This window comes from Pseudomonas serboccidentalis, assembly GCF_028830055.1.
Taxonomy (GTDB): Bacteria; Pseudomonadota; Gammaproteobacteria; order Pseudomonadales; family Pseudomonadaceae; genus Aquipseudomonas; species Aquipseudomonas serboccidentalis.
Genome location: NZ_CP101655.1, coordinates 604,943 through 625,829 on the forward strand (window position 1 = coordinate 604,943; position 20,887 = coordinate 625,829).

General features: G+C 61.5%; 20 protein-coding genes. 9 read left to right on the forward strand and 11 right to left on the reverse strand.

The annotated features are described in order from the left end of the window. Positions 1 to 11: 11 nt before the first annotated feature. The 4 genes from NN484_RS02705 (at position 12) to pdxH (ending at position 5,597) form a co-directional block, all read left to right on the forward strand. Positions 12 to 2,357, forward strand: a complete 2,346-nt coding sequence (locus tag NN484_RS02705) for a beta-galactosidase (RefSeq protein ID WP_274658539.1) — start codon at positions 12 to 14, stop codon at positions 2,355 to 2,357. A 190-nt stretch (positions 2,358 to 2,547) separates the two neighbouring features. After that, the gene (locus NN484_RS02710; RefSeq protein WP_274658540.1) at positions 2,548 to 3,693 is read left to right on the forward strand and encodes a serine hydrolase domain-containing protein; all 1,146 of its coding nucleotides are present in this window, start codon (positions 2,548 to 2,550) and stop codon (positions 3,691 to 3,693) included. 113 nt (positions 3,694 to 3,806) lie between these two features. Beyond that, positions 3,807 to 4,925 (forward strand): OmpA family protein, encoded by a 1,119-nt coding sequence (locus NN484_RS02715; protein WP_274658541.1) that lies wholly within the window; start codon positions 3,807 to 3,809, stop codon positions 4,923 to 4,925. Positions 4,926 to 4,949: 24 nt separating this feature from the next. After that, complete coding sequence (gene pdxH, locus NN484_RS02720) at positions 4,950 to 5,597, forward strand: pyridoxamine 5'-phosphate oxidase (RefSeq protein ID WP_215501484.1); 648 nt, start codon at positions 4,950 to 4,952, stop codon at positions 5,595 to 5,597. 5 nt (positions 5,598 to 5,602) lie between these two features. Here pdxH and NN484_RS02725 read toward each other — a convergent pair whose 3' ends face one another. After that, a complete protein-coding gene (locus NN484_RS02725; protein ID WP_215501485.1) occupies positions 5,603 to 5,839 on the reverse strand; it encodes a hypothetical protein in 237 nt (78 codons plus the stop codon). Positions 5,840 to 6,006: 167 nt separating this feature from the next. On the opposite strand from NN484_RS02725, the gene NN484_RS02730 reads away from it, so the two are divergent. Further along, positions 6,007 to 6,471 (forward strand): outer membrane lipoprotein, encoded by a 465-nt coding sequence (locus NN484_RS02730; RefSeq protein WP_007969461.1) that lies wholly within the window; start codon positions 6,007 to 6,009, stop codon positions 6,469 to 6,471. 74 nt (positions 6,472 to 6,545) lie between these two features. Here the strand turns inward: NN484_RS02730 and NN484_RS02735 are convergent, their stop codons facing one another. The 3 genes from NN484_RS02735 to nhaA all read right to left on the reverse strand — a co-directional run bounded on the left by NN484_RS02735 (position 6,546) and on the right by nhaA (position 9,441). After that, positions 6,546 to 6,797 carry a pyocin S6 family toxin immunity protein gene (locus NN484_RS02735; RefSeq protein ID WP_274658542.1) on the reverse strand — a complete coding sequence of 84 codons (252 nt, stop codon included), beginning with the start codon at positions 6,795 to 6,797 and terminating at the stop codon, positions 6,546 to 6,548. Between the two features lie 11 nt (positions 6,798 to 6,808). After that, positions 6,809 to 8,002, reverse strand: coding sequence for an S-type pyocin domain-containing protein (locus tag NN484_RS02740; protein WP_274658543.1), 1,194 nt, complete (start codon positions 8,000 to 8,002; stop codon positions 6,809 to 6,811). Between the two features lie 251 nt (positions 8,003 to 8,253). Continuing rightward, positions 8,254 to 9,441, reverse strand: a complete 1,188-nt coding sequence (gene nhaA / locus NN484_RS02745; protein ID WP_274658544.1) for a Na+/H+ antiporter NhaA — start codon at positions 9,439 to 9,441, stop codon at positions 8,254 to 8,256. Between the two features lie 197 nt (positions 9,442 to 9,638). On the opposite strand from nhaA, the gene NN484_RS02750 reads away from it, so the two are divergent. Beyond that, positions 9,639 to 10,733 carry a PLP-dependent cysteine synthase family protein gene (locus NN484_RS02750; protein ID WP_425518799.1) on the forward strand — a complete coding sequence of 365 codons (1,095 nt, stop codon included), beginning with the start codon at positions 9,639 to 9,641 and terminating at the stop codon, positions 10,731 to 10,733. A 116-nt stretch (positions 10,734 to 10,849) separates the two neighbouring features. Here NN484_RS02750 and NN484_RS02755 read toward each other — a convergent pair whose 3' ends face one another. The 3 genes from NN484_RS02755 to NN484_RS02765 form a co-directional block, all read right to left on the reverse strand. Beyond that, the gene (locus tag NN484_RS02755) at positions 10,850 to 12,463 is read right to left on the reverse strand and encodes an NAD(P)/FAD-dependent oxidoreductase (RefSeq protein WP_215501490.1); all 1,614 of its coding nucleotides are present in this window, start codon (positions 12,461 to 12,463) and stop codon (positions 10,850 to 10,852) included. Positions 12,464 to 12,560: 97 nt separating this feature from the next. Next, a complete protein-coding gene (locus tag NN484_RS02760) occupies positions 12,561 to 13,214 on the reverse strand; it encodes a COG3650 family protein (RefSeq protein WP_215501491.1) in 654 nt (217 codons plus the stop codon). 68 nt (positions 13,215 to 13,282) lie between these two features. Continuing rightward, a complete protein-coding gene (locus NN484_RS02765) occupies positions 13,283 to 13,882 on the reverse strand; it encodes a short chain dehydrogenase (RefSeq protein ID WP_127649649.1) in 600 nt (199 codons plus the stop codon). 103 nt (positions 13,883 to 13,985) lie between these two features. On the opposite strand from NN484_RS02765, the gene NN484_RS02770 reads away from it, so the two are divergent. Further along, on the forward strand, positions 13,986 to 14,900 hold the full coding sequence (locus NN484_RS02770; protein WP_215501492.1) for a LysR family transcriptional regulator: 915 nt from the start codon (positions 13,986 to 13,988) through the stop codon (positions 14,898 to 14,900). Between the two features lie 116 nt (positions 14,901 to 15,016). On the opposite strand, the gene NN484_RS02775 is transcribed toward NN484_RS02770, so the two are convergent. The 4 genes from NN484_RS02775 to NN484_RS02790 are packed head-to-tail and all read right to left on the reverse strand — an operon-like array spanning position 15,017 to position 17,463. Continuing rightward, positions 15,017 to 15,493 carry a DoxX family protein gene (locus tag NN484_RS02775; RefSeq protein ID WP_215501493.1) on the reverse strand — a complete coding sequence of 159 codons (477 nt, stop codon included), beginning with the start codon at positions 15,491 to 15,493 and terminating at the stop codon, positions 15,017 to 15,019. Continuing rightward, on the reverse strand, positions 15,490 to 16,248 hold the full coding sequence (locus NN484_RS02780; protein ID WP_215501494.1) for an HvfC/BufC N-terminal domain-containing protein: 759 nt from the start codon (positions 16,246 to 16,248) through the stop codon (positions 15,490 to 15,492). The genes NN484_RS02775 and NN484_RS02780 overlap by 4 nt, the downstream gene beginning before the upstream one ends. Next, positions 16,245 to 17,132: an MNIO family bufferin maturase gene (bufB, locus tag NN484_RS02785; protein WP_215501495.1), complete on the reverse strand. Its 888-nt coding sequence runs from the start codon at positions 17,130 to 17,132 to the stop codon at positions 16,245 to 16,247. The genes NN484_RS02780 and bufB overlap by 4 nt, the downstream gene beginning before the upstream one ends. A 25-nt stretch (positions 17,133 to 17,157) precedes the next feature. Further along, entirely contained in the window at positions 17,158 to 17,463 is a 306-nt protein-coding gene (locus NN484_RS02790) for a BufA1 family periplasmic bufferin-type metallophore (RefSeq protein ID WP_215501496.1), read from the reverse strand. Positions 17,464 to 17,766: 303 nt separating this feature from the next. Between NN484_RS02790 and NN484_RS02795 the strand changes: the two genes are divergently transcribed. After that, entirely contained in the window at positions 17,767 to 19,470 is a 1,704-nt protein-coding gene (locus tag NN484_RS02795; RefSeq protein WP_215501497.1) for a DUF2599 domain-containing protein, read from the forward strand. Between the two features lie 34 nt (positions 19,471 to 19,504). Continuing rightward, a complete protein-coding gene (locus NN484_RS02800) occupies positions 19,505 to 20,743 on the forward strand; it encodes a DUF2599 domain-containing protein (RefSeq protein WP_127649655.1) in 1,239 nt (412 codons plus the stop codon). Positions 20,744 to 20,887 lie beyond the last annotated feature (144 nt).

Below are 20,887 nucleotides of genomic sequence, written 5' to 3' on the forward strand. Positions count from 1 at the left end.
ACTCCGTTCTTATGATTCGCCGCTCGTTGCCTGCCGTGTTTGCCTTGATCTTCGCCACCCCCTTGCTGGCGGCGCCTGCCGGTCAGCAGACCCTGTTCAACTTCGTTCGCCCCGCCGACGTGGTGAAAGTCGTCACCGAAAACACTGACCTGCCACAAGCCAACGCCGAGCAAACCCCGGAAGGGGAAGTGCTGCGCCGGGTGACGTTCAACCCGGTAGCTCGCCCGACCCTGCGCCTGACCCCGCAGACCGGTGCCTGGGACTGGTCACAGTCGGACATGATGAGCCTGCGCCTGCAAAGCGCAATGAACTGGGCCGTGACGGTCTACGTACAAATCCAGAGCAATAACGGGCAGACGCTGACCAGCCGCGTCGACCTGCCGGCCGGTCCTGCGCAAACCCTGCTGGTGCCGCTGGTGGCGACCTCGCCACTGAGCCAGGGCATGAAGGCCGGGCCGCCGATGCCGCTGACCGTCGACGGCCAGCGGATTCTGCTGGCCAGCAGCGGCGGTGAAATCGACCGCAGCCAAGTGGTGTCGGTGAGCCTGTGGATGGATCAGCCGAAAGCCGCGCAGAGCTTGCTGCTCGAACGTTTCGGCGTGCAGGACGGTGACGCGGTGACCCGGGCCGTCTACGGCAATCTGGTGGACGCTTACGGTCAATCGACTCGCAGCAAATGGCCGGAAAAAGTCAGCAGCGATGAACAACTGAAATCTGCCGCTGCCAAGGAAGAACAACAGCTGAAAACCTGGCTGGCCGAGCGCGAAAAGTCCTCGCTGGACAAGTTCGGTGGCTGGAGCAAAGGCCCGGCGTTCAAGGCCAGCGGCTTTTTCCGCACCGAAAAGCGTGTCGGTCGCTGGTACCTGGTGACCCCTGAAGGGCATCCGTTCTATTCGCTGGGGGTCAACACCGTCAGCCCGCAGGTCAACCAGACGTACGTGGCCGGGCGTGAGTGGATGTTCGAATCCCTGCCCAAGCCTGACGAGCCGCTTGCCAGCCATTTCGGCGAGGGCGACAACCGTGGCGGCAACGGCGCCGATCAGGGCCGGGGCTACAACGCCGGGCGCTGGTACGATTTCTACGCGGCCAACCTGCAACGCCTGTACGGCGAGCCTTGCGCCGCGCAGACCAAAGCCGAACCAACGGCCGAGCCGACAGCGGCCACGCCATGCAAAGCCACGGTCGACGAACAGAAGTGGACCACGCACACCCTCGATCGCCTGCAAGCCTGGGGCTTCAACACCGTCGGCAACTGGAGTGCCGACTCGCTGGGCGATGCCGAGCGGGTGCCGTACACCTTGCCGCTGTCGATCGTCGGTGATTACACCAGCATCAGCACCGGCACCGACTGGTGGGGCGGCATGCCTGACCCGTTCGACCCGCGTTTCGCCATGGCCACCGAGCGCGCCGTCGCCATCGCCGCCCGCGATCATCGGGACGATCCGTGGCTGATCGGTTACTACGCCGACAACGAACTGGCCTGGGCCGGTCTCGGCACCGATCCGCAATCGCGCTACGCCCTGGCCTATGGCACGTTGAAAATGACCACCGACGTACCGGCCAAACGTGCGTTCCTCAAGCAACTGCGCGACAAGTACCGCAACCAGGCGGGCCTGTCGAAAGCGTGGGGCATTGATCTGCCGGCGTGGGAGTTGATGGAAGACCCGGGGTTCGTGCCGCCGCTGCCGAATCCGGAACACCCGGAAATCGAAAACGATTTCAAATACTTCCAGAAGGTGTTTGCCGATACCTACTTCAAGACCATCTCCGATTCGCTGAAATGGCACGCGCCGAATCAGCTGCTGCTCGGCGGGCGTTTCGCCACCAGCACCCCGGAGGCCGTGGCGTCCTGCGCGCAGTACTGCGACGTGTTGAGTTTCAATATGTACACGCTGAAACCGCAGGACGGCTATGACTTCGCCGCTTTGCGCGCCCTCGACAAACCGGTGCTGATCACCGAATTCAATGTCGGTTCGGCTGACCGTGGCCCGTTCTGGGGCGGCGTGACGCCACTGGCGAAGGAAGAGGATCGCGGCCCGGAGTACACCAATTTCCTAAAACAGGCGTTGAGCGAACCGTCGATTGTCGGCGTGCATTGGTTCCAGTATCTGGACCAGCCGGTGACCGGGCGTCTGCTCGATGGCGAGAACGGGCACTTTGGTCTGGTGGGGATTACCGATCTGCCGTATCAGGGCTTTGTCGACGCCGTGCGCAAGAGCAATCTGCAGGCGCTTGATCAGTTGGGCAAGGAGGCTGAGAAAGCCTCTAAGCACGAAGCCGAAGGCGGCAGGAAAGGTGAGGCAGGCAAAGGTGCGGGAGCAGGGCACGCGGGTGGGCACTCGGGGAATGGTCATTAATCTGTGATGCGCTAAAAGAGAGCAGCCTGCGGCAGCTCCTACAGAGGAAAGCGATTTCATGTAGGCACTGCCGCAGGCTGCGATCTTTTGACTTGGCTTTTAACCGTCTGGCCCGCAGCTGTTCCCAAATCCCTCAAGGGCTGGAACAATGCGGGCCACTTTGTAGAGCGTTTTCGCGGGGGAGTTGCGGGTGCAGATTCAGGGACATTACGAGCTTCAGTTCGAAGCGGTGCGCGAGGCTTTCGCGGCACTGTTCGACGATTCCCAGGAACGCGGCGCAGCCTTGTGCATCAAGGTCGGCGGAGAAACTGTCCTCGACCTCTGGTCCGGTACCGCCGACAAGGACGGCACCGAGGCCTGGCACAGCGACACCATCGCCAACCTGTTCTCCTGCACCAAGACTTTCACCGCGGTCACCGCGCTGCAACTGGTGGCCGAAGGCAAACTGCAACTGGATGTACCGGTTGCCCGCTATTGGCCGGAATTCGCTGCCGCCGGCAAAGAATCCGTCACCCTGCGCCAACTGCTCTGCCATCAGGCGGGTCTGCCGGCCCTGCGCGAGTTGCTGGCGCCAGCCGCCCTTTACGAATGGCAAACCATGGTCGACGTCCTCGCGGCCGAAGCACCCTGGTGGACGCCGGGCACCGGCCACGGGTATGCCGCCATCACCTATGGCTGGCTGGTCGGCGAATTGCTCCGTCGCGCTGACGGTCGCGGGCCGGGCGAGTCCATCGTCGCCCGTGTCGCCAAGCCGCTGGGCCTGGATTTTCACGTCGGACTGGCTGACGAAGAGTTCTACCGCGTGGCGCATATCGCTCGCGGCAAGGGCAACGTCGGCGACGCTGCCGCCCAGCGCCTGTTGCAGGTGACCATGCGCGAACCGACCGCCATGACCACCCGTGCCTTCACCAATCCGCCGTCGGTGCTCACCAGTACCAACAAACCGGAATGGCGGCGCATGCAGCAGCCGGCCGCCAACGGTCATGGCAACGCACGCAGTCTGGCCGGTTTCTACGCCGGGTTGCTCGACGGCAGTCTGCTCGAAAGCGAAATGCTCGAAGAACTGACGCGCGAACACAGCGTCGGTGAGGACAAGACGCTGCTGACCCGTACCCGCTTCGGTCTGGGCTGCATGCTCGATCAGCCGGACATGGCGAACGCCACCTACGGCCTCGGTCCGCGTGCGTTCGGTCATCCGGGGGCGGGCGGTTCGGTGGGTTTTGCTGATCCTGAGCACGATGTCGCGTTCGGTTTTGTGACAAATACCCTTGGGCCGTACGTCTTGATGGATCCGCGCGCGCAGCAACTGGCGCGGGTACTTGCCACTTGTCTGTAAAGCGTTACGTGAGGTTCCAGATTTGGAACCAGATCCGGTTTTTTGATTCAAAGCGTCTGTTTATCCGGGCAAAAGAGCTCTGATTTTTCATTACTTCACTTTGTGGATTTTCAATGTCGTCCAAAAAAACTCTCGCCCTGGCCCTGTGTGTTGCGATTACCGGTTGTGCACAGACTCCTAAAAACGATGCGGACGGTGGCAGTTGGTGGCCGTTCGGATCTTCCGACAAAGTGGCGGCCAAAGAGCCGGCACCGGCTCCAGCCCCGCTCAAGCCTGCTGCCACCGCACCTGTGGCCAAGACTGAAAGCAGCAGCCATTGGTACTGGCCGTTCGGCAGCTCCGATGACGCGGCGGCCAAGGCTGCTGTGAAACCCGAAGTAAAACCAGAAGCCAAACCGGCTGTAGTGGCCAAGGCCGATGCTGACACCGGCAACAAGTGGTGGTGGCCGTTCGGCGGCAAAGACCAATCCACTGCCAAAGTGGTGCCGATGCCTGACCCGAAAGTCACCCAGGCCTGGCTGGATGACTACGAACCGCGCCTGCGTGCGGCGATCAAGGACAGCAATCTGCAACTCGAACGCCGTGACAACGTGCTGGTGGTGATCGCGCCGGTTGAAGGCTCGTTCAACCCGAAGCGTCCGGCGATGCTGCTGCCGGTGACCCTCAGCCCGTTCACCAATGTCGCGAAAATCCTCGAAGCTGACCCGAAAACCGCGGTACTGGTACTCGGTCACAGCGACAACACCGGCGCCGCGCCGGCCAACGTCAAACTCAGCCAGGAGCGCGCCCAGTCCGTGGCGGCGATCTTCCGTCTGAGCGGCTTGCAGCGTGATCGCCTGATGCTGCGCGGCATGGGCGGCGATGCCCCGCGTGCGGCCAACGACAGCGCTGAAGGCCGTGCGCTGAACCGTCGTGTCGAACTGCTGGTGACCCCGCAGAACACCATGGTTGCCCTGCTGAGCAAATACAACATGCCGGCGCCAGCGCCGACCACGATGATTGCCGCACAGGACGTCAAGCCTGCAGCCAAACCGGTCACCCCGGCGCCGGCTGCTTCGAAAGCCGCCGTACCTGCGAGCAAAAAGGCTCCAGCGAAGAAAGCTGCCGCCAAGGCGCCAGCGAAGAAAGCGGCGACCAAGGCTCCGGCGAAAACGCCTGCCAAGAAAACCGCTCCGGCCAAAGCGGCGACCACTGACAAGAAAGTCGCCGCCACCGATACTTCCAAGCAGTGATCCGCTAACGAAAAGGAATGCGCCATGACCCAGGCTCTGGCAGATATGCGTCGTGATTACACCCGGGATGGTCTGACCGAGGCGCAAGCCCCGGGCGAACCGTTTGCGCTGTTCCACCAGTGGTTTGCCGACGCGGTGAAAACCGAACAGGCGCCAGTGGAGGCCAACGCCATGACCCTGGCCACGGTCGATGCGGATGGTCGACCGCATTGCCGCATTCTGCTGCTCAAGGGCCTGGACGAGCAGGGTTTCACCTTCTTCACCAACTACGACAGCGCCAAGGGCCAGCAGCTGGCGGGCAACCCGTTTGCCGCCATGACCTTCTTCTGGCCGACCCTGGAGCGCCAGGTGCGCATCGAAGGGCGTGTGGTGAAGGTCACGCCTGCAGAGTCCGACGCGTACTATCAGGTGCGTCCGCTGGGCAGCCGGCTCGGGGCCTGGGCCTCACCGCAGAGCCGGGTGATCAATGGGCGTGGCGAGCTGGAAGATCTGCTCAAGGCCACCGAGCAGCGCTTCAGCGATACTCAGCCTGACTGCCCGGAACACTGGGGCGGTTACCGCCTGCTGCCTGAGCGCATCGAATTCTGGCAGGGGCGTCCAAGCCGTCTGCACGATCGCCTGAACTATCGTCAGCAGGGTGCCAACTGGATTCTTGAACGTCTGGCGCCTTAAGCAGTCTACCGAGCGGGATAGCCTGCCGCAGCGGCCTCAAGCCATTTCGGCAGGTCCCGACGCTTGATCTTCTGCACGCGGGCATGCGCCAGTTGTTCGAGCATGAAGGCGCGTTTGCCTTCATCCTTGCCCGCCAGGGACAATGCCAGGTCACGATCCATCCAGCGTTTGATTCGCACGTACAGCCACCAATGGAAGTACAGACCGGCGACGGTGGTGACGAAAATGATCAAGTAATCCATGAAAATCCTTGGGGTGGCCGGGCAGGTTGGGCGATTTGGCGCTACTGTTGGGTGGGGCTGCAGGCGCCTGTACCGGGCCTGAATAAAACCAAGTTTATCCGGGCTGTGTCGTGACAGGCGTCAAGCAGCGGGGTTTAATGAACACCTGTTCTTTTGGAGTTGATGCTATGCGTAAGTCTGTTCTGCTGGTTGCTTCCTTTTCCACGATGGCGATGTTGCTGACCGGCTGCCAGTCGAGCCTGACCGGTGACTCCTACTCCCGTGACGAAGCGCGTCGTGTGCAGACGATTCGCATGGGCACCATCGAATCCCTGCGTCCGGTGAAAATCGAAGGCACCAAGACCCCGATCGGCGGCGCTGCAGGCGCAGTGGTCGGCGGTGTCGGCGGCAGCGCCATCGGTGGCGGCAAAGGCAGCATCGTGGCGGCGGTCATTGGCGCCGTGGCCGGTGGTCTGATCGGTTCGGCCACCGAAGAAGGCCTGACCCGCACCCAGGGCGTGGAAATCACCGTGCGCGAAGACGACGGCAGCATGCGCGCCTACGTGCAACAGGTTCAGGAGAATGAAGTGTTCCGTGTTGGCGAGCGTGTGCGGATTTCCACTGTTGGTGGGACCAGCCGCGTTTCGCACTAAGCGGCAACGAGCGGTAAAACAAAACCCCGATCAGGTGACTGGTCGGGGTTTTTTGTTTGTTTCAATTCGCCTGCTCAGTGCTGGGCACAGGTGCCCATAAAATACTCCAGACCCTTTGGGAAGCTCACGTTCAGAAGGACCTCCAATGCACTTACTTGATCCTGGCTCAATAACAACTCCCCAGGTTCCAGTTCGCTAAGCGGTTTGGATTCGATGAGCTGTGCAACCTTTTCATTCATTTCGCTACCGTTGATATCCATTTCAAACTGTAGCGAGTTGTCTTGGATTTCATCAGGGTAAAACCCGGTTATTGAAAGGTAACGCATGCGTTCGTCCCTTAATTTCTAGAGGTTCTTCTATCCGGCTCGGCAGGCCCGGTTTGTTCACCAGTAATATGATTGAACTCACCCAAATGAGTGGTTCCTAGTTTGTCGTATTTTTCTACGGCATTGCTTTTGTAATCCCATTCATAGATCCGGCCTTTGCGGTCTACCCAGCGTGCTCGCCGCTTTCCACCACCCTGAACCGATGACTTGGACTTCACTCTGACTGCATCAGGAAACGCAGGTAGCGTCTTTGGGTGGTCGTAGTAGGCATGGTCGCGAGCTCGGCTGAGAACAATGTAAACCGGCTTAACCCCCGAATCCGCCGGAAACACCAGAATGAAATCCCGGTACTCTGGCGGATAAACCGGATTCACCAGAATTCCGTCCGCCGCTTTCGTTGGCGGATAAACCCAGATGTGCGGTGCCTGCGGTGCAGCCTCCAGCGCGGGAATACCGAGGATGTCCGAGCCATCCACCGCAGGCGTCCAGATCAGTTCGACGCCTTCACCAAGGTCTGCAATGAACTGACTGCCACGCGTGCTGAACTGCACGACATCGACCATTTCCCAATCGCGGTTCCAGCCGGTGTAGAAGCCGTAGCCCTTGAGGCTGCCGTCGGCCTGTTGTTCGATACGCAGGCGAACGCGGGTGCGGGCCTGTTTGAGGCTGCGCAGTTGCTCGTCGCTATAGAGCGCGCTGTCGCCGAGGCTGGAAGGCATGAGCAGCGCCACCAGTCCTGCCAGGGTGGCGGCAGCGGTTCCGGTGGCGATGGCGGGTAGCGCCTCGAACGCGGCACCGGCCAAGGCGAAGCTGCCCAGCCCGGCGGGAATTGCTGTTGCGCTGACCTTCTTCAGCGCCACACCACCGTTTCCATCGCTTTCACGTGCGCCAAGCAGGATCAGCTCCCCGTAATCCTTGAGGCTGTCCGTCGGCACCATCCCCGAAGGATTCGCGTAATCGATGATCGCGTCCGGCAATTTGCAGGACTTGGCGAACACGCACCCGGCACGCACTGGATCAGGCTTTTTGGCCGCCATCTCGCGGCTGCGCTCGAAGGCCTCCTGCCGCGCCAACATGGCGTCGTAAGCGTTTTGTCGGGATTCGCGTTCGGCCAGTTCAGTGGCCGTCATGTAGCGGTAGGTGACGTGATGACCGTCGCCCGCCGGTGGGTTGGGGACCCGGGGAATGTCCTTGGTGCAAGCCACTGAGCGTCCTTTCGTTCATCCATCGACAGCCCTTCGAAAGGGCTGCACGACGTTAACGAAGCAGGCAAAGGGTGGCTGTAGGACGCGTCTCTAATGAAGTGTGGATTGTTCGCTATTGGTCAGGCAGGGCAGAACCTGTGGCGAGGGAGCTTGCTCCCGCTGGGGAGCGAAGCACCCCCAAAAAGCGGGGTCTGCTGCACAGCCTGGTGGGAGCAAGCTCCCTCGCCACAACAAACCCAATCACAGGTGTTCTATGCAGCTAGATCCGTGCTCCGGCGACTTGCCGCCGCCGTCACCGCATACCCGAGCAACGCCGCCAGAATCGATCCGGTCAGGATGCCCATGCGGTCCATCCCGGCGTAGTCGCTCACGCCCGGTTCAAAGGCCAGCGAGCCGACGAACAGGCTCATGGTGAAGCCGATGCCGCAGAGGATCGCCACGCCCAGCACCTGACCCCAATTGGCGTCCTGGGGCAGGGCGGCGATGCCGATTTTCACCGCCAGCCAGGTCAGGCCGAACACGCCGATGGTCTTGCCCAGCAGCAGGCCGATGGCGATGCCCATCGGCACGTGATGGGTGAAGCTTTCGACAGTCACGCCGCTCAGTGACAGCCCGGCGTTGGCGAACGCGAACAGCGGCAGAATGCCGTACGCCACCCATGGGTGCAGCGCGTGTTCGAGGGCCAGCAGCGGCGACGGCTCGGCATTTTTGGTGCGCAGCGGAATGCAGAACGCCAGCGTGACACCGGCCAGCGTCGCGTGGACACCGCTCTTGAGCACGCACACCCACAGGATCAAACCGATGATCATGTATGGCCCGAGCTTGACCACGCCGAGCCGGTTCATCGCCACGAGTGCCGCGATGCACGCCGCCGCCAGCCCCAGCGACAGGGTCGAGAGTTCGCCGGAATAGAAAATTGCAATGATCACGATGGCGCCGAGGTCGTCGATGATCGCCAGGGTCATCAGGAACAGCTTCAGCGACACCGGCACGCGTTTGCCCAGCAGCGCGAGTACACCGAGAGCGAAGGCGATGTCAGTGGCGGTCGGAATCGCCCAGCCGTCGAGGGCTGGCGGGTTGTCCCGATTTAGCCACCAGTAAAGCAATGCCGGCACGACCATGCCGCCAATCGCTGCGGCGCCCGGCAAGACGATCTGCGACGGTTTCGACAGCTGCCCGTCGAGCACTTCGCGCTTCACCTCCAGGCCGATCAGCAGGAAGAACAGCGCCATCAGCCCGTCGTTGATCCACAACAGCAGCGGCTTGGCGATTTTCAACGCGCCGATCTGCGCCACCACCGGGGTGTCGAGCAGGCCGGTGTAAAGCCAGGACAGCGGTGAGTTGTTGATGATCAGGGCGAGGATCGCGGCGGCGATCAATAGCAGGCCGCTGGCCGCTTCCAGCTGAAAGAAACGGGTGAAGGTTCTACGCAGCGGCAAGGTCGCTCTCCATCAACATTCCCAAAGGTCTTACACCCGGACACAAAACCCGTACCGGGTGACACTTGCACAGAGCCTAGCAGTTGGCGGATATATTGAGCCTCAGCTGTATCTGTGAGCCTTGTAGGTTTTTTCCTATGCTGGGTGACTGAGCCTGTGACGAGGCGATTCCTGCCCGATTCGACGAGAGCATGACCATGAGTGACAACCGACAGTGGGCCCGCGAAGCCATCCGCATCATCGAAGCGGACTTCCAGCGCAGCGCCGACACCCACCTGATCCCCTTGCCGCTGCCAGGTTTTGCGGGCATCGAGTTGTACTTCAAGGACGAATCCAGTCATCCCACCGGCAGTCTCAAGCATCGCCTGGCCCGATCACTGTTTCTGTACGCGTTGTGTAACGGCTGGCTCAAGCCCGGTGCGCCGGTGATCGAGGCCTCCAGCGGTTCGACGGCGATTTCCGAGGCGTATTTCGCGCGCATGCTGGGCCTGCCGTTCATTGCGGTGATGCCCGCGACCACCTCCAAAGAGAAGATCGCGCAGATCGCCTTCTACGGTGGCCAGAGCCATCTGGTAAAGGATCCGACGCAGATTTACGCCGAATCCGAGCGTCTGGCCCGCGAGCATGGCGGCCATTTCATCGATCAGTTCACCTACGCCGAGCGGGCCACCGACTGGCGGGCGAACAACAACATTGCCGAGTCGATCTTCCAGCAGATGCGTTTCGAGAAGCACCCGGAGCCGAGCTGGCTGATTTCCAGCCCGGGCACGGGCGGCACCACCGCGACGCTTGGCCGCTACGTGCGCTATCGCCAGCATTGCACCCGGGTGTTGTGCGCCGATGCCGAGCGTTCGGTGTTCTTCGATTACTACCAGACCGGTGACGCCAGTCTGCGTCTGGACTGCGGTTCGCGGATCGAAGGCATTGGCCGGCCACGGGTGGAAGCGTCGTTCCTGCCCAAGGTGATCGATGCGATGGTCAAGGTGCCGGACGCCTTGTCGCTGGCGGCCATGCATTATCTGGCGCAGCGCCTGGGGCGGCATGTCGGTGGGTCGAGCGGCACCAACCTGATCGGCGCGCTGATGGCGGCGCAGCAGATGAAAGCGGCGGGGGAGTCGGGGTCGATCGTGGCGATCCTGTGCGATGGCGGCGAGCGTTATGCCGACACCTATTACGATCAGGACTGGCTGAAGGCGCAGGGTTATGAATTGGAGGGATTGATCGCGGCGGTGGCGGCGAGTGCCGAACGCGGTGAGGCGCTGCCGACTTCAGTGTTGCGCGCCAATATCTGACACACCGAAATCAAATGTAGGAGTGAGCCTGCTCGCGATAGCGGTGTGTCAGTCAACATTTATGGTGTCTGACACACCGCTATCGCGAGCAGGCTCACTCCTACAAAGGTTATGTATCAGTCAGTAAGGCCGAGGATGTCGCGCGCCACGGCCTCGGCAATGCGAATCCCGTCCACACCCGCCGAGAGAATCCCGCCCGCATAACCCGCGCCTTCGCCGGCCGGGAACAGACCCTTGACGTTCATGCTCTGCAGCGACTCATTACGCGTGATGCGCAGCGGCGATGAGGTACGGGTTTCGATCCCGGTCAATACCGCGTCATGCAGCGAATAACCGCGAATCTGCTTCTCGAACGCGGGTAGCGCTTCGCGGATCGCTTCGATGGCGAAGTCCGGCAGTGCCAGGGCCAGGTCGCCCAGGGCCACGCCCGGTTTGTACGACGGCTCGACTTCGCCCAATTCGGTCGACGGGGTGCCGTTGATGAAGTCGCCGACCAGTTGCGCCGGCGCCTTGTAATCGCTGCCGCCAAGGATGAACGCGTGGGATTCCAGACGCTCCTGCAGCTCGATGCCAGCCAGCGGGCCGCCCGGGTAATCGACTTCCGGGGTGATGCCGACGACGATCCCGGAGTTGGCGTTACGCTCGTTACGCGAGTACTGGCTCATGCCGTTGGTAACCACGCGGTTCGGCTCGGACGTCGCCGCCACCACGGTGCCGCCCGGGCACATGCAGAAGCTGTAGACCGAGCGGCCGTTCTTGGCGTGGTGCACCAGTTTGTAGTCGGCGGCTCCCAACTTGGGGTGGCCGGCGTATTTGCCCAGGCGCGCACGGTCGATCAGCGATTGCGGGTGTTCGATGCGGAAACCCACCGAGAACGGTTTGGCTTCCATGAACACGCCACGGCTGTGGAGCATGCGGAAGGTGTCACGGGCACTGTGGCCGAGGGCCAGGACCACGTGTTTCGAATGCAGGGTTTCGCCGCTCGCCAGCTCGACGCCGACCAGTTGGCCGTCGTCGATCAGCACGTCGGTGACGCGCTCCTGAAAACGTACTTCGCCGCCCAGGGCACGGATCTCTTCACGCATGGTCTCGACCATGCCGGTCAGACGGAACGTACCGATGTGCGGTTTGCTGACGTAGAGGATTTCTTCCGGCGCGCCGGCCTTGACGAATTCGTGCAGGACTTTACGCCCGAGGAACTTCGGATCCTTGATCTGGCTGTACAGCTTGCCGTCGGAGAACGTGCCCGCGCCGCCTTCACCGAACTGCACGTTGGACTCGGGGTTGAGCACGCTTTTACGCCACAGGCCCCAAGTGTCCTTGGTGCGCTGACGGACTTCGGTGCCGCGCTCGAGGATGATCGGTTTGAAACCCATCTGTGCCAGCAACAGGCCGGCGAAGATCCCGCATGGGCCGAAACCGACCACGATCGGGCGCTGGCTCAGGTCGCTTGGCGCCTGACCGACGAATTTGTAGCTGACATCCGGTGCCACGTTGACGTTACGGTCGTCGGCGAACTTGCCCAGCACCTTGGCCTCGTCGCGCACGTTGAGGTCGATGGTGTAGATGAAGCACAGTTCGGAGGACTTTTTGCGCGCGTCGTAGCTGCGCTTGAACAAGGTGAAATCGAGCAAATCATCGCTGGCGATGCCCAGGCGCTGCACGATAGCGGCACGCAGGTCTTCTTCGGGATGGTCGATTGGCAGCTTGAGTTCGGTGATTCGTAACATGGCGAGGATCCGGGTTCGCGGGGCGCACAACTGCGCCAGGGCGTTTGAAGGCCGCGATTATAAGCCGCAAAGGCCGGATCCGGTGAGGCTAAAACGCTCAGTCGTTGCGCGATCCGCCGAAATACCCGCAACCGCGCTGCACCTTGCCGTCGATGCGCAGTTCGGCGCTCATGTGCTGCACGCTGCCGGTGCTGCTGTCGACGCAGCGTTGCGGTGCGACCCACAACTCGATGCGCTGGTTGTTGGCTTCGCTGCTCAGGTTGAAGCGGCCGTCGCCCAGTTGTTCTTCGACATAAGGCACCGCCAGCGCGGGTTGGCCTTCTCGGTCGATGACCATGCCCTTGCCGCTGACTTTGACGTTCCACTCAGGCGTGTGGCCGGCGGCACGCAGGATCAACAGCTTGAAGTTCGGGTCATCGCATGCGGTGCCGGAGCGCTCGACGCGATACAACTGGCCGAGGTCGAGCCGGTCGCCGGCGATTTTTCCGCGCACGTCGGCAAACAGCTTGCCTTGCTGATCGGCGAGGGTCGCGGCCTCTTGCAGCACGCTGGTGCCGCCGATGTCGTTGACCACGTATTGACGTTGTTCGCCACACGGCTGAAACACCAGTTCGCCGTCGGCCGCCGTCAATTGCCCTTGCATGCGGGTTTGCCCGACATGGGCAGCGCTTTCACGCGGGCCATCAAGCAATTGGCAGGCGGCGAACAACGGCAGCAGGGCAACAACGATCAACGAACGGGCAACACGCATCTTCGGCTCTCCAGACAAGTGCCGCCACGTTACGCAGGCTGACAATCAAATGCAAAAGATCGCAGCCTTCAACCCACGTGAAAGGTCTGGCCGGTTTGCAGGCCTTCGACACTTTTCGCGTAGGCCAACGCCACATCCGCCGCAGGTACCGGCTTGTAGCCACGAAAGTACGGGGCATAGCTGCCCATGGCTTCCTGCAGCACGGTCGGGCTGATCGAGTTCACCCGCAGACCGCGCGGCAGTTCGATCGCGGCAGCCTTCACGAAGCTGTCCAGTGCACCGTTGACCAGTGCCGCCGAGGCGCCAGAGCGGATCGGGTCGTGGCTGAGCACGCCGGTGGTGAAGGTGAACGAGGCGCCATCGTTGGCGTATTCGCGACCGATCAGCAGCAGGTTGACCTGGCCCATCAGCTTGTCTTTCAGGCCCAGGGCAAAGCTGTCGGCGTTCATCTCGCCCAGCGGGGCGAAGGTTACGTTGCCGGCCGCGCAGACCAGCGCGTCGAACTTGCCGGTTTGCTCGAACAGTTGGCGAATCGAGGCGCTGTCGCTGATGTCGACCCGCAAGTCGCCGCTGCTGCGACCGATGCGAATCACTTCGTGGCGCTGGCTCAGTTCTTTGTCCACGGCCGAACCGATGGTGCCGGCGGCACCGATCAACAGAATCTTCATGGGCTGTTCCTCAATGGGTTGAACGAGGTTTCAGTCTAGAGTGGTTTTTTCTGCGGATAAGCGCACTAATAGGCAACCTTTGGTTTTCAAATGGAAACAATCCATGAGCGAAATGGATGATCTGGCGGCGTTTGCGGTGTTGATCGAGGCGGGCAGTTTTACCCTGGCGGCGCAGCAATTGGGCTGCAGCAAGGGCCAGTTGTCCAAGCGCATCAGCCAGTTGGAAGCGCAGTTTTGCGTGGTATTGCTGCAACGCACCACCCGCCGTTTGAGCCTGACGGCGGCGGGTGCCGCATTGTTGCCGCAAGCCCAGGCGCTGGTGGTGCAGGTGGAGCGGGCGCGTCAGGCGCTGGCGCGCTTGAAGGATGACATGGCCGGGCCGGTGCGGATGACGGTGCCGGTATCGCTGGGGGAAACCTTCTTCGACGGATTGCTGCTGGAGTTTTCGCAACAATACCCCGAGGTGCAGATCGAGCTGGAGCTGAATAATCACTATCGCGATCTTTCACGGGATGGCTTCGATCTGGCAATCCGCACCGAGGTGGCCAATGACGAGCGCCTGGTGGCCAAACCCTTGCTGGCCTGGCAGGAAATGACCTGCGCCAGCCCGGCCTATCTTGCACAGTTTGGCGAGCCGCTGACTCCGCAAGAGCTGGTCGAACACCGTTGCCTGCTCAACAGTCACTACAGCGGTCGCGAAGAGTGGCTGTATCACCAACAGCATGAACTGCTCAGGGTACGGGTTTCCGGTCCGTTCGCCAGCAACCACTACAACCTGCTGAAGAAAGCCGCTCTGGCCGGCGCCGGCATCGCCCGCCTGCCGTCGTACCTGTTGCAGACGGAACTGGCTGACGGGCGTTTGTGCTGGTTGTTGCGGGACTATCAGACCCGACGCATGCCGATGTACCTGGTGCATCCGTATCAGGGTGGTTTGCCCAAACGCACGCAAGTACTGGCGGATTATCTGATTGGCTGGTTCAAGCGCAGTGGCGAGGCGCTGGATCGCCTTCAGCGCTAACCGTCCTTGTTAACCCATTCCCTGTAGGAGGAGCTGCCGAAGGCTGCGATCTTTTGATTTGGTTTTTTACAAGCCAGATCAAAAGATCGCAGCCTTCGGCAGCTCCTACATTGAAATCAGCGGTTGTAGTGTCTGGCAATCAGATGATCGATCGACAATTTCCCCGGCCCGGTCGCCATCAGGTACAGCAGCACCGCCGCCCAGGTGCCGTGAGTCGGATAGGCATCCGGGTACACGAACAGCTGAATAGTCAGGGTCATGCCCAGCAGCGCCAGTGCGGAAAACCGTGTGGCGAAGCCGATCAGGATCAGCACCGGAAAGAAGTGCTCGGCGAACGCTGCCAGGTGTGCGGCGATTTCCGGTGACAGCAGCGGCACGTGGTACTCGCTTTTGAACAGTGGAATGGTCGAGTCCGCCAAGTGTGGCCAGCCGAGTTGAGCGGTGCCGTCGATCAGGTCAATGGCCAGGCCTTCGACCTTGGTCTGCCCGGACTTCCAGAACACCGCGGCAATCGAAAAACGCGCGATGAAAGCGATCAGGCTATGGGGGATTTTCTCCAGCAGCGCAATGGCGTGGGCGATGAGGTTGTTCATGGCGATTCCTTGTCATTCAGGTCAACGATGGCGTGGTGCGCAATCAGCAGCGCGAGGGTGTGGCTGAGGTCGAATGGCGGGCTGTTTTGTGCGGCTGCCAACAGCGGCTGGCCATCGAGCAGGTGACGCAGAAACGCGCTGGCGCCGGGTTCGAGGGCCAACACCTCGACGTCGAGACCGTTGCGCAACACCAAGGCGTGTTGTCCGTGGTGGATGTCGATGCCGGCCAGCGTTGCATCACCCTGATGCGCGGCCCAGATCGCGACCACGGCGTGGTTCGAATCCAGCAGGTGCAGGGACGGATGAAGCTTGATGCGCAGCTCGCTCAGCCCATCGGGCTCGGCGAGTGCTGCGGTGATCTGTTGCGGGTGCACCGGCAGCGCATCGGCGGCGTGATAGGCACAGGTGCGCAGGCGTTCCAGACGTGCCACATCGGCCAGATACGGCACGCTCGCGGCCGGTTCGAAGGCGTCGATGAAGGCTGGCAGCGCTTCGCCATAACGACTCATCAACGGGCTGTGTGGTGGTTGCTGTTGGACGAAAACGGCAGCCATGGCGCGGAAGAACTCCTCGCCGACCAATTGCTGCACCACCGGATAACTGTCCGCCAAGGCATTGATCAATGAACCCTGCACATTGTTGCGGTACACCGAAAATCGGCTGGCCGGATCGGCACCGTTGGCGCAGCACAAACCCTCGGGGCAGGGCCGTTGCGGGTCGAGCAGGGCGGCAGCAAAAGCCGCTTGAGTGCTCATGACCGGACTCCCGCGTCGAGCAATATTTCGTCGGCCTGCCGTGCCTCGGCCAGCAACACATTGAACGCTGGCAGTTGATTGTCGCGCTCGATCAGAGTCGCCACCGCGCCGGTGCGGTGCAGCGCTTGCCGGTACAAGGCCCACACCGCTTGATCGATCGGCGCACCGTGATCGTCGATGAGCAAGCGCTCGCCGAGGCTGTCGTTGTCTTCGGCAAATCCGGCCAGATGAATTTCGCCCACGGCCTGCAACGGCAGGGCGTCGAGGTAAGCCAGTGGATCGCGTTGATGATTGATGCACGAGACGTAGACGTTATTGACGTCCAGCAGCAGACCGCAACCGCTGCGCCGCACCACTTCGGCGATGAAGTCCGGCTCATCGATGGTCGAGCGCTGGAACGCCAGATAGGTCGCCGGGTTTTCCAGCAGCATCGGGCGCTTGAGGGTGTTCTGCACCTGGTCGATGTGCGCGCAGACCCGGTTCAGGGTCGGCATGTCATAGGCCAGCGGCAGCAGGTCATTGAGAAACACCGGGCCGTGGCTCGACCAGGCCAGGTGTTCGGAAAAGGATTGCGGTTGATAACGCTCGATCAGCTGCTTCAGGCGTTGCAGGTGCTGAACGTCCAGTGGCCCTTCGGCCCCGATGGACAGTCCGACGCCGTGCAGTGACAGCGGATACTGCTCGCGGATCAAACCGAGAAAGTGATGAAACGGACCGCCGTCCACCATGTAGTTTTCGGCGTGGACTTCGAAGAAACCGAGATCCGGTAGCGAACCGAGCACTTCACGAAAGTGCCCGGTCTTGAGCCCCAGCCCGGCACGGCGCGGGAGCCCGGGGAGGGCTGCCTGAGTGCGGGTCGGGACAGGTTCGTCGAGGGTGAACATGATCGTCACTCAGGCTGGCCGTGGATCAGGACTTGGCTTTGAACGCTTGCATCTGACCGAAACCGGTCGGCGAGGTCTTGCTCTCGGTGGTGGCACAGGTGCCTTTCGGCACGAGTTTCCAAGCGTTGGCCTGGTAGTCCATTTTCGACGTACCGGCGCAGGTGGTGCCTGCACCGGCGGCGCAATCGTTGTGACCTTTCATGGCCACGCCGAAGCATTTCTCCATGTCGGCATCAGCGGCGTGGACGGTTGATATGGCGGCCATGCTCAGGGCAGAGCCAAGGGCCAGAACCAGGGCGGTAGCGGACAGGGTGCGGGTGGTAGCAGTCATGATGTTTCTCCAGGTTTGAGCTTGGGTTTTGCAAGCGAAGTGCGCTTGCTTACCCCACTAGAGAAAGCTCATGGCGATGCGTTACAGCCGACCCGAAACTTTTTTAGAAATTTTTCAGAACCCTGTATTCCCCCTGTGGGAGCGAGCCTGCTCGCGAAGGCGTAGTGTCAGACGCCATTGATGTTCAATGACCCACCGCATTCGCGAGCAGGCTCGCTCCCCCAGTGATTGTGTTCACTCCCTCCTGTTCTATAGTCATTTCAACGGCCACGTTGACAGGCCGATTTACCAGGACGGTATCTCATGACGAAGGATCGCTCAGACTCTGCTGCGCTATCGCGCAAGGTTTCATCGTTTGCTCTGGCCTGCACGCTGCCCCTGTTGCTCTCCACGGTTCACGCCCAGCCACACCCCGATCCACTGGACACGCTCACGCGCATCAACCACAACTACAACACTCTCAAGGACAACTGCCAGGAACCCGACACCGGCGCCGCGCGCGGGCTGTATTACTGCAGTGGCGTGACCTTGCGCATGGTCAACGACGGGCCGTTCAATCCGTGGGATTACAGCCCCTACGCGATCAAGATTGGTGCGACGTCCTATTCGTGGATCCGCAAGGACCTGAGCACGCGGATTCTCATCCACCCGGCCGGGTTCATCCTGCGCACGCCCACCGATGCGGCGGCGCTGAAGCTGCCGGTCAAGGAGCAGGGCTTTACCTGCATCTATGCCTTCGATGGCGGCACCGGGCCGGAGCGCAAGTGGTACGGCTGCGGTTTCTTTGACAGCCGCGAACCGCCGCGCGCTGCGCAAGGCACGATGAACAACCGCAATGCCGCGCTGGCCTATGGCACCTGTGCCGAGGCCGGGGTGACCACCGCCGAGCAATGGACGCAGAAATACACCGGTCTGATGAAAGGGCCGATCCAGTACGGTCAGTGCTCGTGGAACGCGGAAAAACCCGGCGACTGGCAGGCGATGATCCGGGTGCACGAGTCGCGCCCGAACACGACCAACAAAGACCCCTTTGCCTTCAGTGCCCAGGTCAACGAATTCATGTTGAAGAACGCCACCGCGACCAACGACGGCAGCGAAAACATGAAGTACATCGACGCCTTTATCTACAACGTCAACAGCACGCAGAACTTCGCCACGCGCGGTGATCAGGCTCCGCCGAAACCGGAGAACGGCCTGAACAGCGCGCGCAATTTCCAGAAGAAACTCAAGGCCCAGGGCTACAGCGTGCCGATCCTGCGCCTGGATTTCACCCAACCTGCCGAGCGGCGTTTCAGTTATGTCGCCGCCGATCAGGCAATCGACGAGATGGTCGTGGCTGGCGCCCCGGCGCCCAAGTACATCGCGGATGCCGTGTGGATCGAGCGTTACGACCCGGGCACCCGGAAAAACGAATGGTCGCTCAAGGTCACGCCGACGGCGCAGGGCAAGGCGGCTCAGGCCACTGACCAAGAGGCCGTGTACAAGGAATTGTTGGCCCTGCGTGGCACTGACAGCCAGTGGCGCGACAACGAGAAAGCGGCGGGCAGCATGCGTCAGCAACTGAGCTGTCTGGTGCAGAACTATCCGGTCAAGACCGAGTGGAATCTGGAGCCGTTCCGCCCCGTGGTCAGCCCGCAGGACGCGGCGAAGGCCGGTTGCAATCCGGTGCCGGTCCAGGCCCCGCAATACATCGCCTCCGCCGACTGGATCAAACGTTACGACCCCGGCACCCGCCAGGATGAATGGAGCCTGAGCATCGTGCCCACCGCGACGGGGCGCGCCTTGCCCAACGATCAGGCCGGGGCTTTGTACGATCAGTTGTTCGCGCTCAAGGGCGCGGACAGCAACTGGCGTGACAACGAAAAATCCGCCGGCAGCATGCGCCAGCAATTGAGCTGCGTGCTGGTCAATTACCGTAACAAGACGCCATGGAATCTGGAGCCGTTCAGGCCGGCGTTGTCGGACAGCGAAACTCGCGCCGCGGGTTGCAACCCGGTCCCGCGTTGAGTGTGTGTGTTGGCTAATCAAGGAGATGCAAGCCATGAAGAAAAGTCTGATCAGGACCGTTCCACTGCTGTTGGTACCGCTGCTGTTGCACCCCGCCTGGGCCAATGCCGAGTCATGTGCCGAGACGCTGAAAAAGGTCGAAACGTTGTACAACAACACCGTCGACAGTTGCGGGCAGGACCCCGCCTCGGACTGCTCGGGGCTACTGGTGCGCGGCACGCACCGGGCTGATCCGGCCAAGGGGCAGAAATGGGACGTGTGGAATCCCAGCCCGAAAGCCGTGGAGCTGGGGACGTTTGCCGCCTCCTACATGCGGGCCGACGGCATCAGTTATGAAGACCCCGGCATGAGCACGCAGAACGGTTATCTGATTACCCCTCGGGATCTGGTGCGCGACCCGGAAACACCGGTGCACGTCTATTGTGCGTTTCCCAACGATGCCTGGACCGACTTTCGCAACGACCGTGGCTGTGGCGACAACAAAAACACCGCCCCGACCGAGGCGGTCTGCCAGGCCATGAAGCCGCCTGTTTCGACGCCGAATGCCTGGGTCGCGCACTTTACCCAGTACAACAACAATCGGCAGCAGGACCAGTTGCAGTGTGGCTTCAACATGCGCAATCCGATGAGCAGCAAGGAACGGGTCGACGCCTTTCGCAACTTCATGGGCGCGCGCAAAGTCATCAACAGTCGTGAGTTTCAAACTCAGACCGAACTGCGCCTGGGCAATCCGAAAACCGATGAACTGCCGGTGCTGGCGTTCTTCTACAGCGATCAGCGCGGCCTGAACGACGCGCTGGCCAATCAAAAGGACTACAAGGCCAAGACCGGCAAGGACCGCAATATCATCAAGATCGACTTCCCGAGAACTCCGGTCGCCAAGGCCTCGTTCTCGTGCATCCAGACCTCGACACCGACTGAACCGAAGTTCTGCGACAAGTACATCGAGTCCAGCACCTGGGTACAACGTCCCGATCCGAAACTGGGGCCGAACACCTGGTCGCTCACGGTAGTGCCGACCGCGTGCGGCCGCGCGATCAAGGATGACCAGACCGACCGGATGTTTGCCGAGCTGTACAACAAGCACAAGGACGATCAGCAGTGGCGCGAGTACAGCGTCAATGGCGGCTCGTTGCGTCGGCAGATGGTCTGCCACCTGGCGGCGGTCTACGACGGCAAGCCTGTGAGGAACAAGCCTGAGTGGAACCTTGAGCCGGCACGGCCTTATGTCGATCAGGCGACGGCGGTGGCGCAGCACTGCAATCCGTATTAATTCCCTGTAGGAGTGAGCCTGCTCGCGATGGCGTCGTGTCCGACACAGTGATGTTGAATGACACACCGATATCGCGAGCAGGCTCGCTCCCACAGGGGATCGGTGTTGAATTCAAAATACAAAAAAACGGCCTGCGAAGGCCGT

What these genes read in the sequence shown, in the direction of transcription:
- NN484_RS02705 (WP_274658539.1), top strand. Translation starts at nt 12, where the DNA reads ATGATTCGCCGCTCGTTGCCTGCCGTGTTTGCCTTGATCTTCGCCACC.
- NN484_RS02715 (WP_274658541.1), top strand. Translation starts at nt 3,807, where the DNA reads ATGTCGTCCAAAAAAACTCTCGCCCTGGCCCTGTGTGTTGCGATTACC.
- pdxH (WP_215501484.1), top strand. Translation starts at nt 4,950, where the DNA reads ATGACCCAGGCTCTGGCAGATATGCGTCGTGATTACACCCGGGATGGT.
- NN484_RS02725 (WP_215501485.1), bottom strand. Translation starts at nt 5,839, where the DNA reads ATGGATTACTTGATCATTTTCGTCACCACCGTCGCCGGTCTGTACTTC.
- NN484_RS02730 (WP_007969461.1), top strand. Translation starts at nt 6,007, where the DNA reads ATGCGTAAGTCTGTTCTGCTGGTTGCTTCCTTTTCCACGATGGCGATG.
- NN484_RS02735 (WP_274658542.1), bottom strand. Translation starts at nt 6,797, where the DNA reads ATGCGTTACCTTTCAATAACCGGGTTTTACCCTGATGAAATCCAAGAC.
- NN484_RS02750 (WP_425518799.1), top strand. Translation starts at nt 9,639, where the DNA reads ATGAGTGACAACCGACAGTGGGCCCGCGAAGCCATCCGCATCATCGAA.
- NN484_RS02755 (WP_215501490.1), bottom strand. Translation starts at nt 12,463, where the DNA reads ATGTTACGAATCACCGAACTCAAGCTGCCAATCGACCATCCCGAAGAA.
- NN484_RS02760 (WP_215501491.1), bottom strand. Translation starts at nt 13,214, where the DNA reads ATGCGTGTTGCCCGTTCGTTGATCGTTGTTGCCCTGCTGCCGTTGTTC.
- NN484_RS02765 (WP_127649649.1), bottom strand. Translation starts at nt 13,882, where the DNA reads ATGAAGATTCTGTTGATCGGTGCCGCCGGCACCATCGGTTCGGCCGTG.
- NN484_RS02770 (WP_215501492.1), top strand. Translation starts at nt 13,986, where the DNA reads ATGAGCGAAATGGATGATCTGGCGGCGTTTGCGGTGTTGATCGAGGCG.
- NN484_RS02775 (WP_215501493.1), bottom strand. Translation starts at nt 15,493, where the DNA reads ATGAACAACCTCATCGCCCACGCCATTGCGCTGCTGGAGAAAATCCCC.
- NN484_RS02780 (WP_215501494.1), bottom strand. Translation starts at nt 16,248, where the DNA reads ATGAGCACTCAAGCGGCTTTTGCTGCCGCCCTGCTCGACCCGCAACGG.
- bufB (WP_215501495.1), bottom strand. Translation starts at nt 17,132, where the DNA reads ATGTTCACCCTCGACGAACCTGTCCCGACCCGCACTCAGGCAGCCCTC.
- NN484_RS02790 (WP_215501496.1), bottom strand. Translation starts at nt 17,463, where the DNA reads ATGACTGCTACCACCCGCACCCTGTCCGCTACCGCCCTGGTTCTGGCC.
- NN484_RS02795 (WP_215501497.1), top strand. Translation starts at nt 17,767, where the DNA reads ATGACGAAGGATCGCTCAGACTCTGCTGCGCTATCGCGCAAGGTTTCA.
- NN484_RS02800 (WP_127649655.1), top strand. Translation starts at nt 19,505, where the DNA reads ATGAAGAAAAGTCTGATCAGGACCGTTCCACTGCTGTTGGTACCGCTG.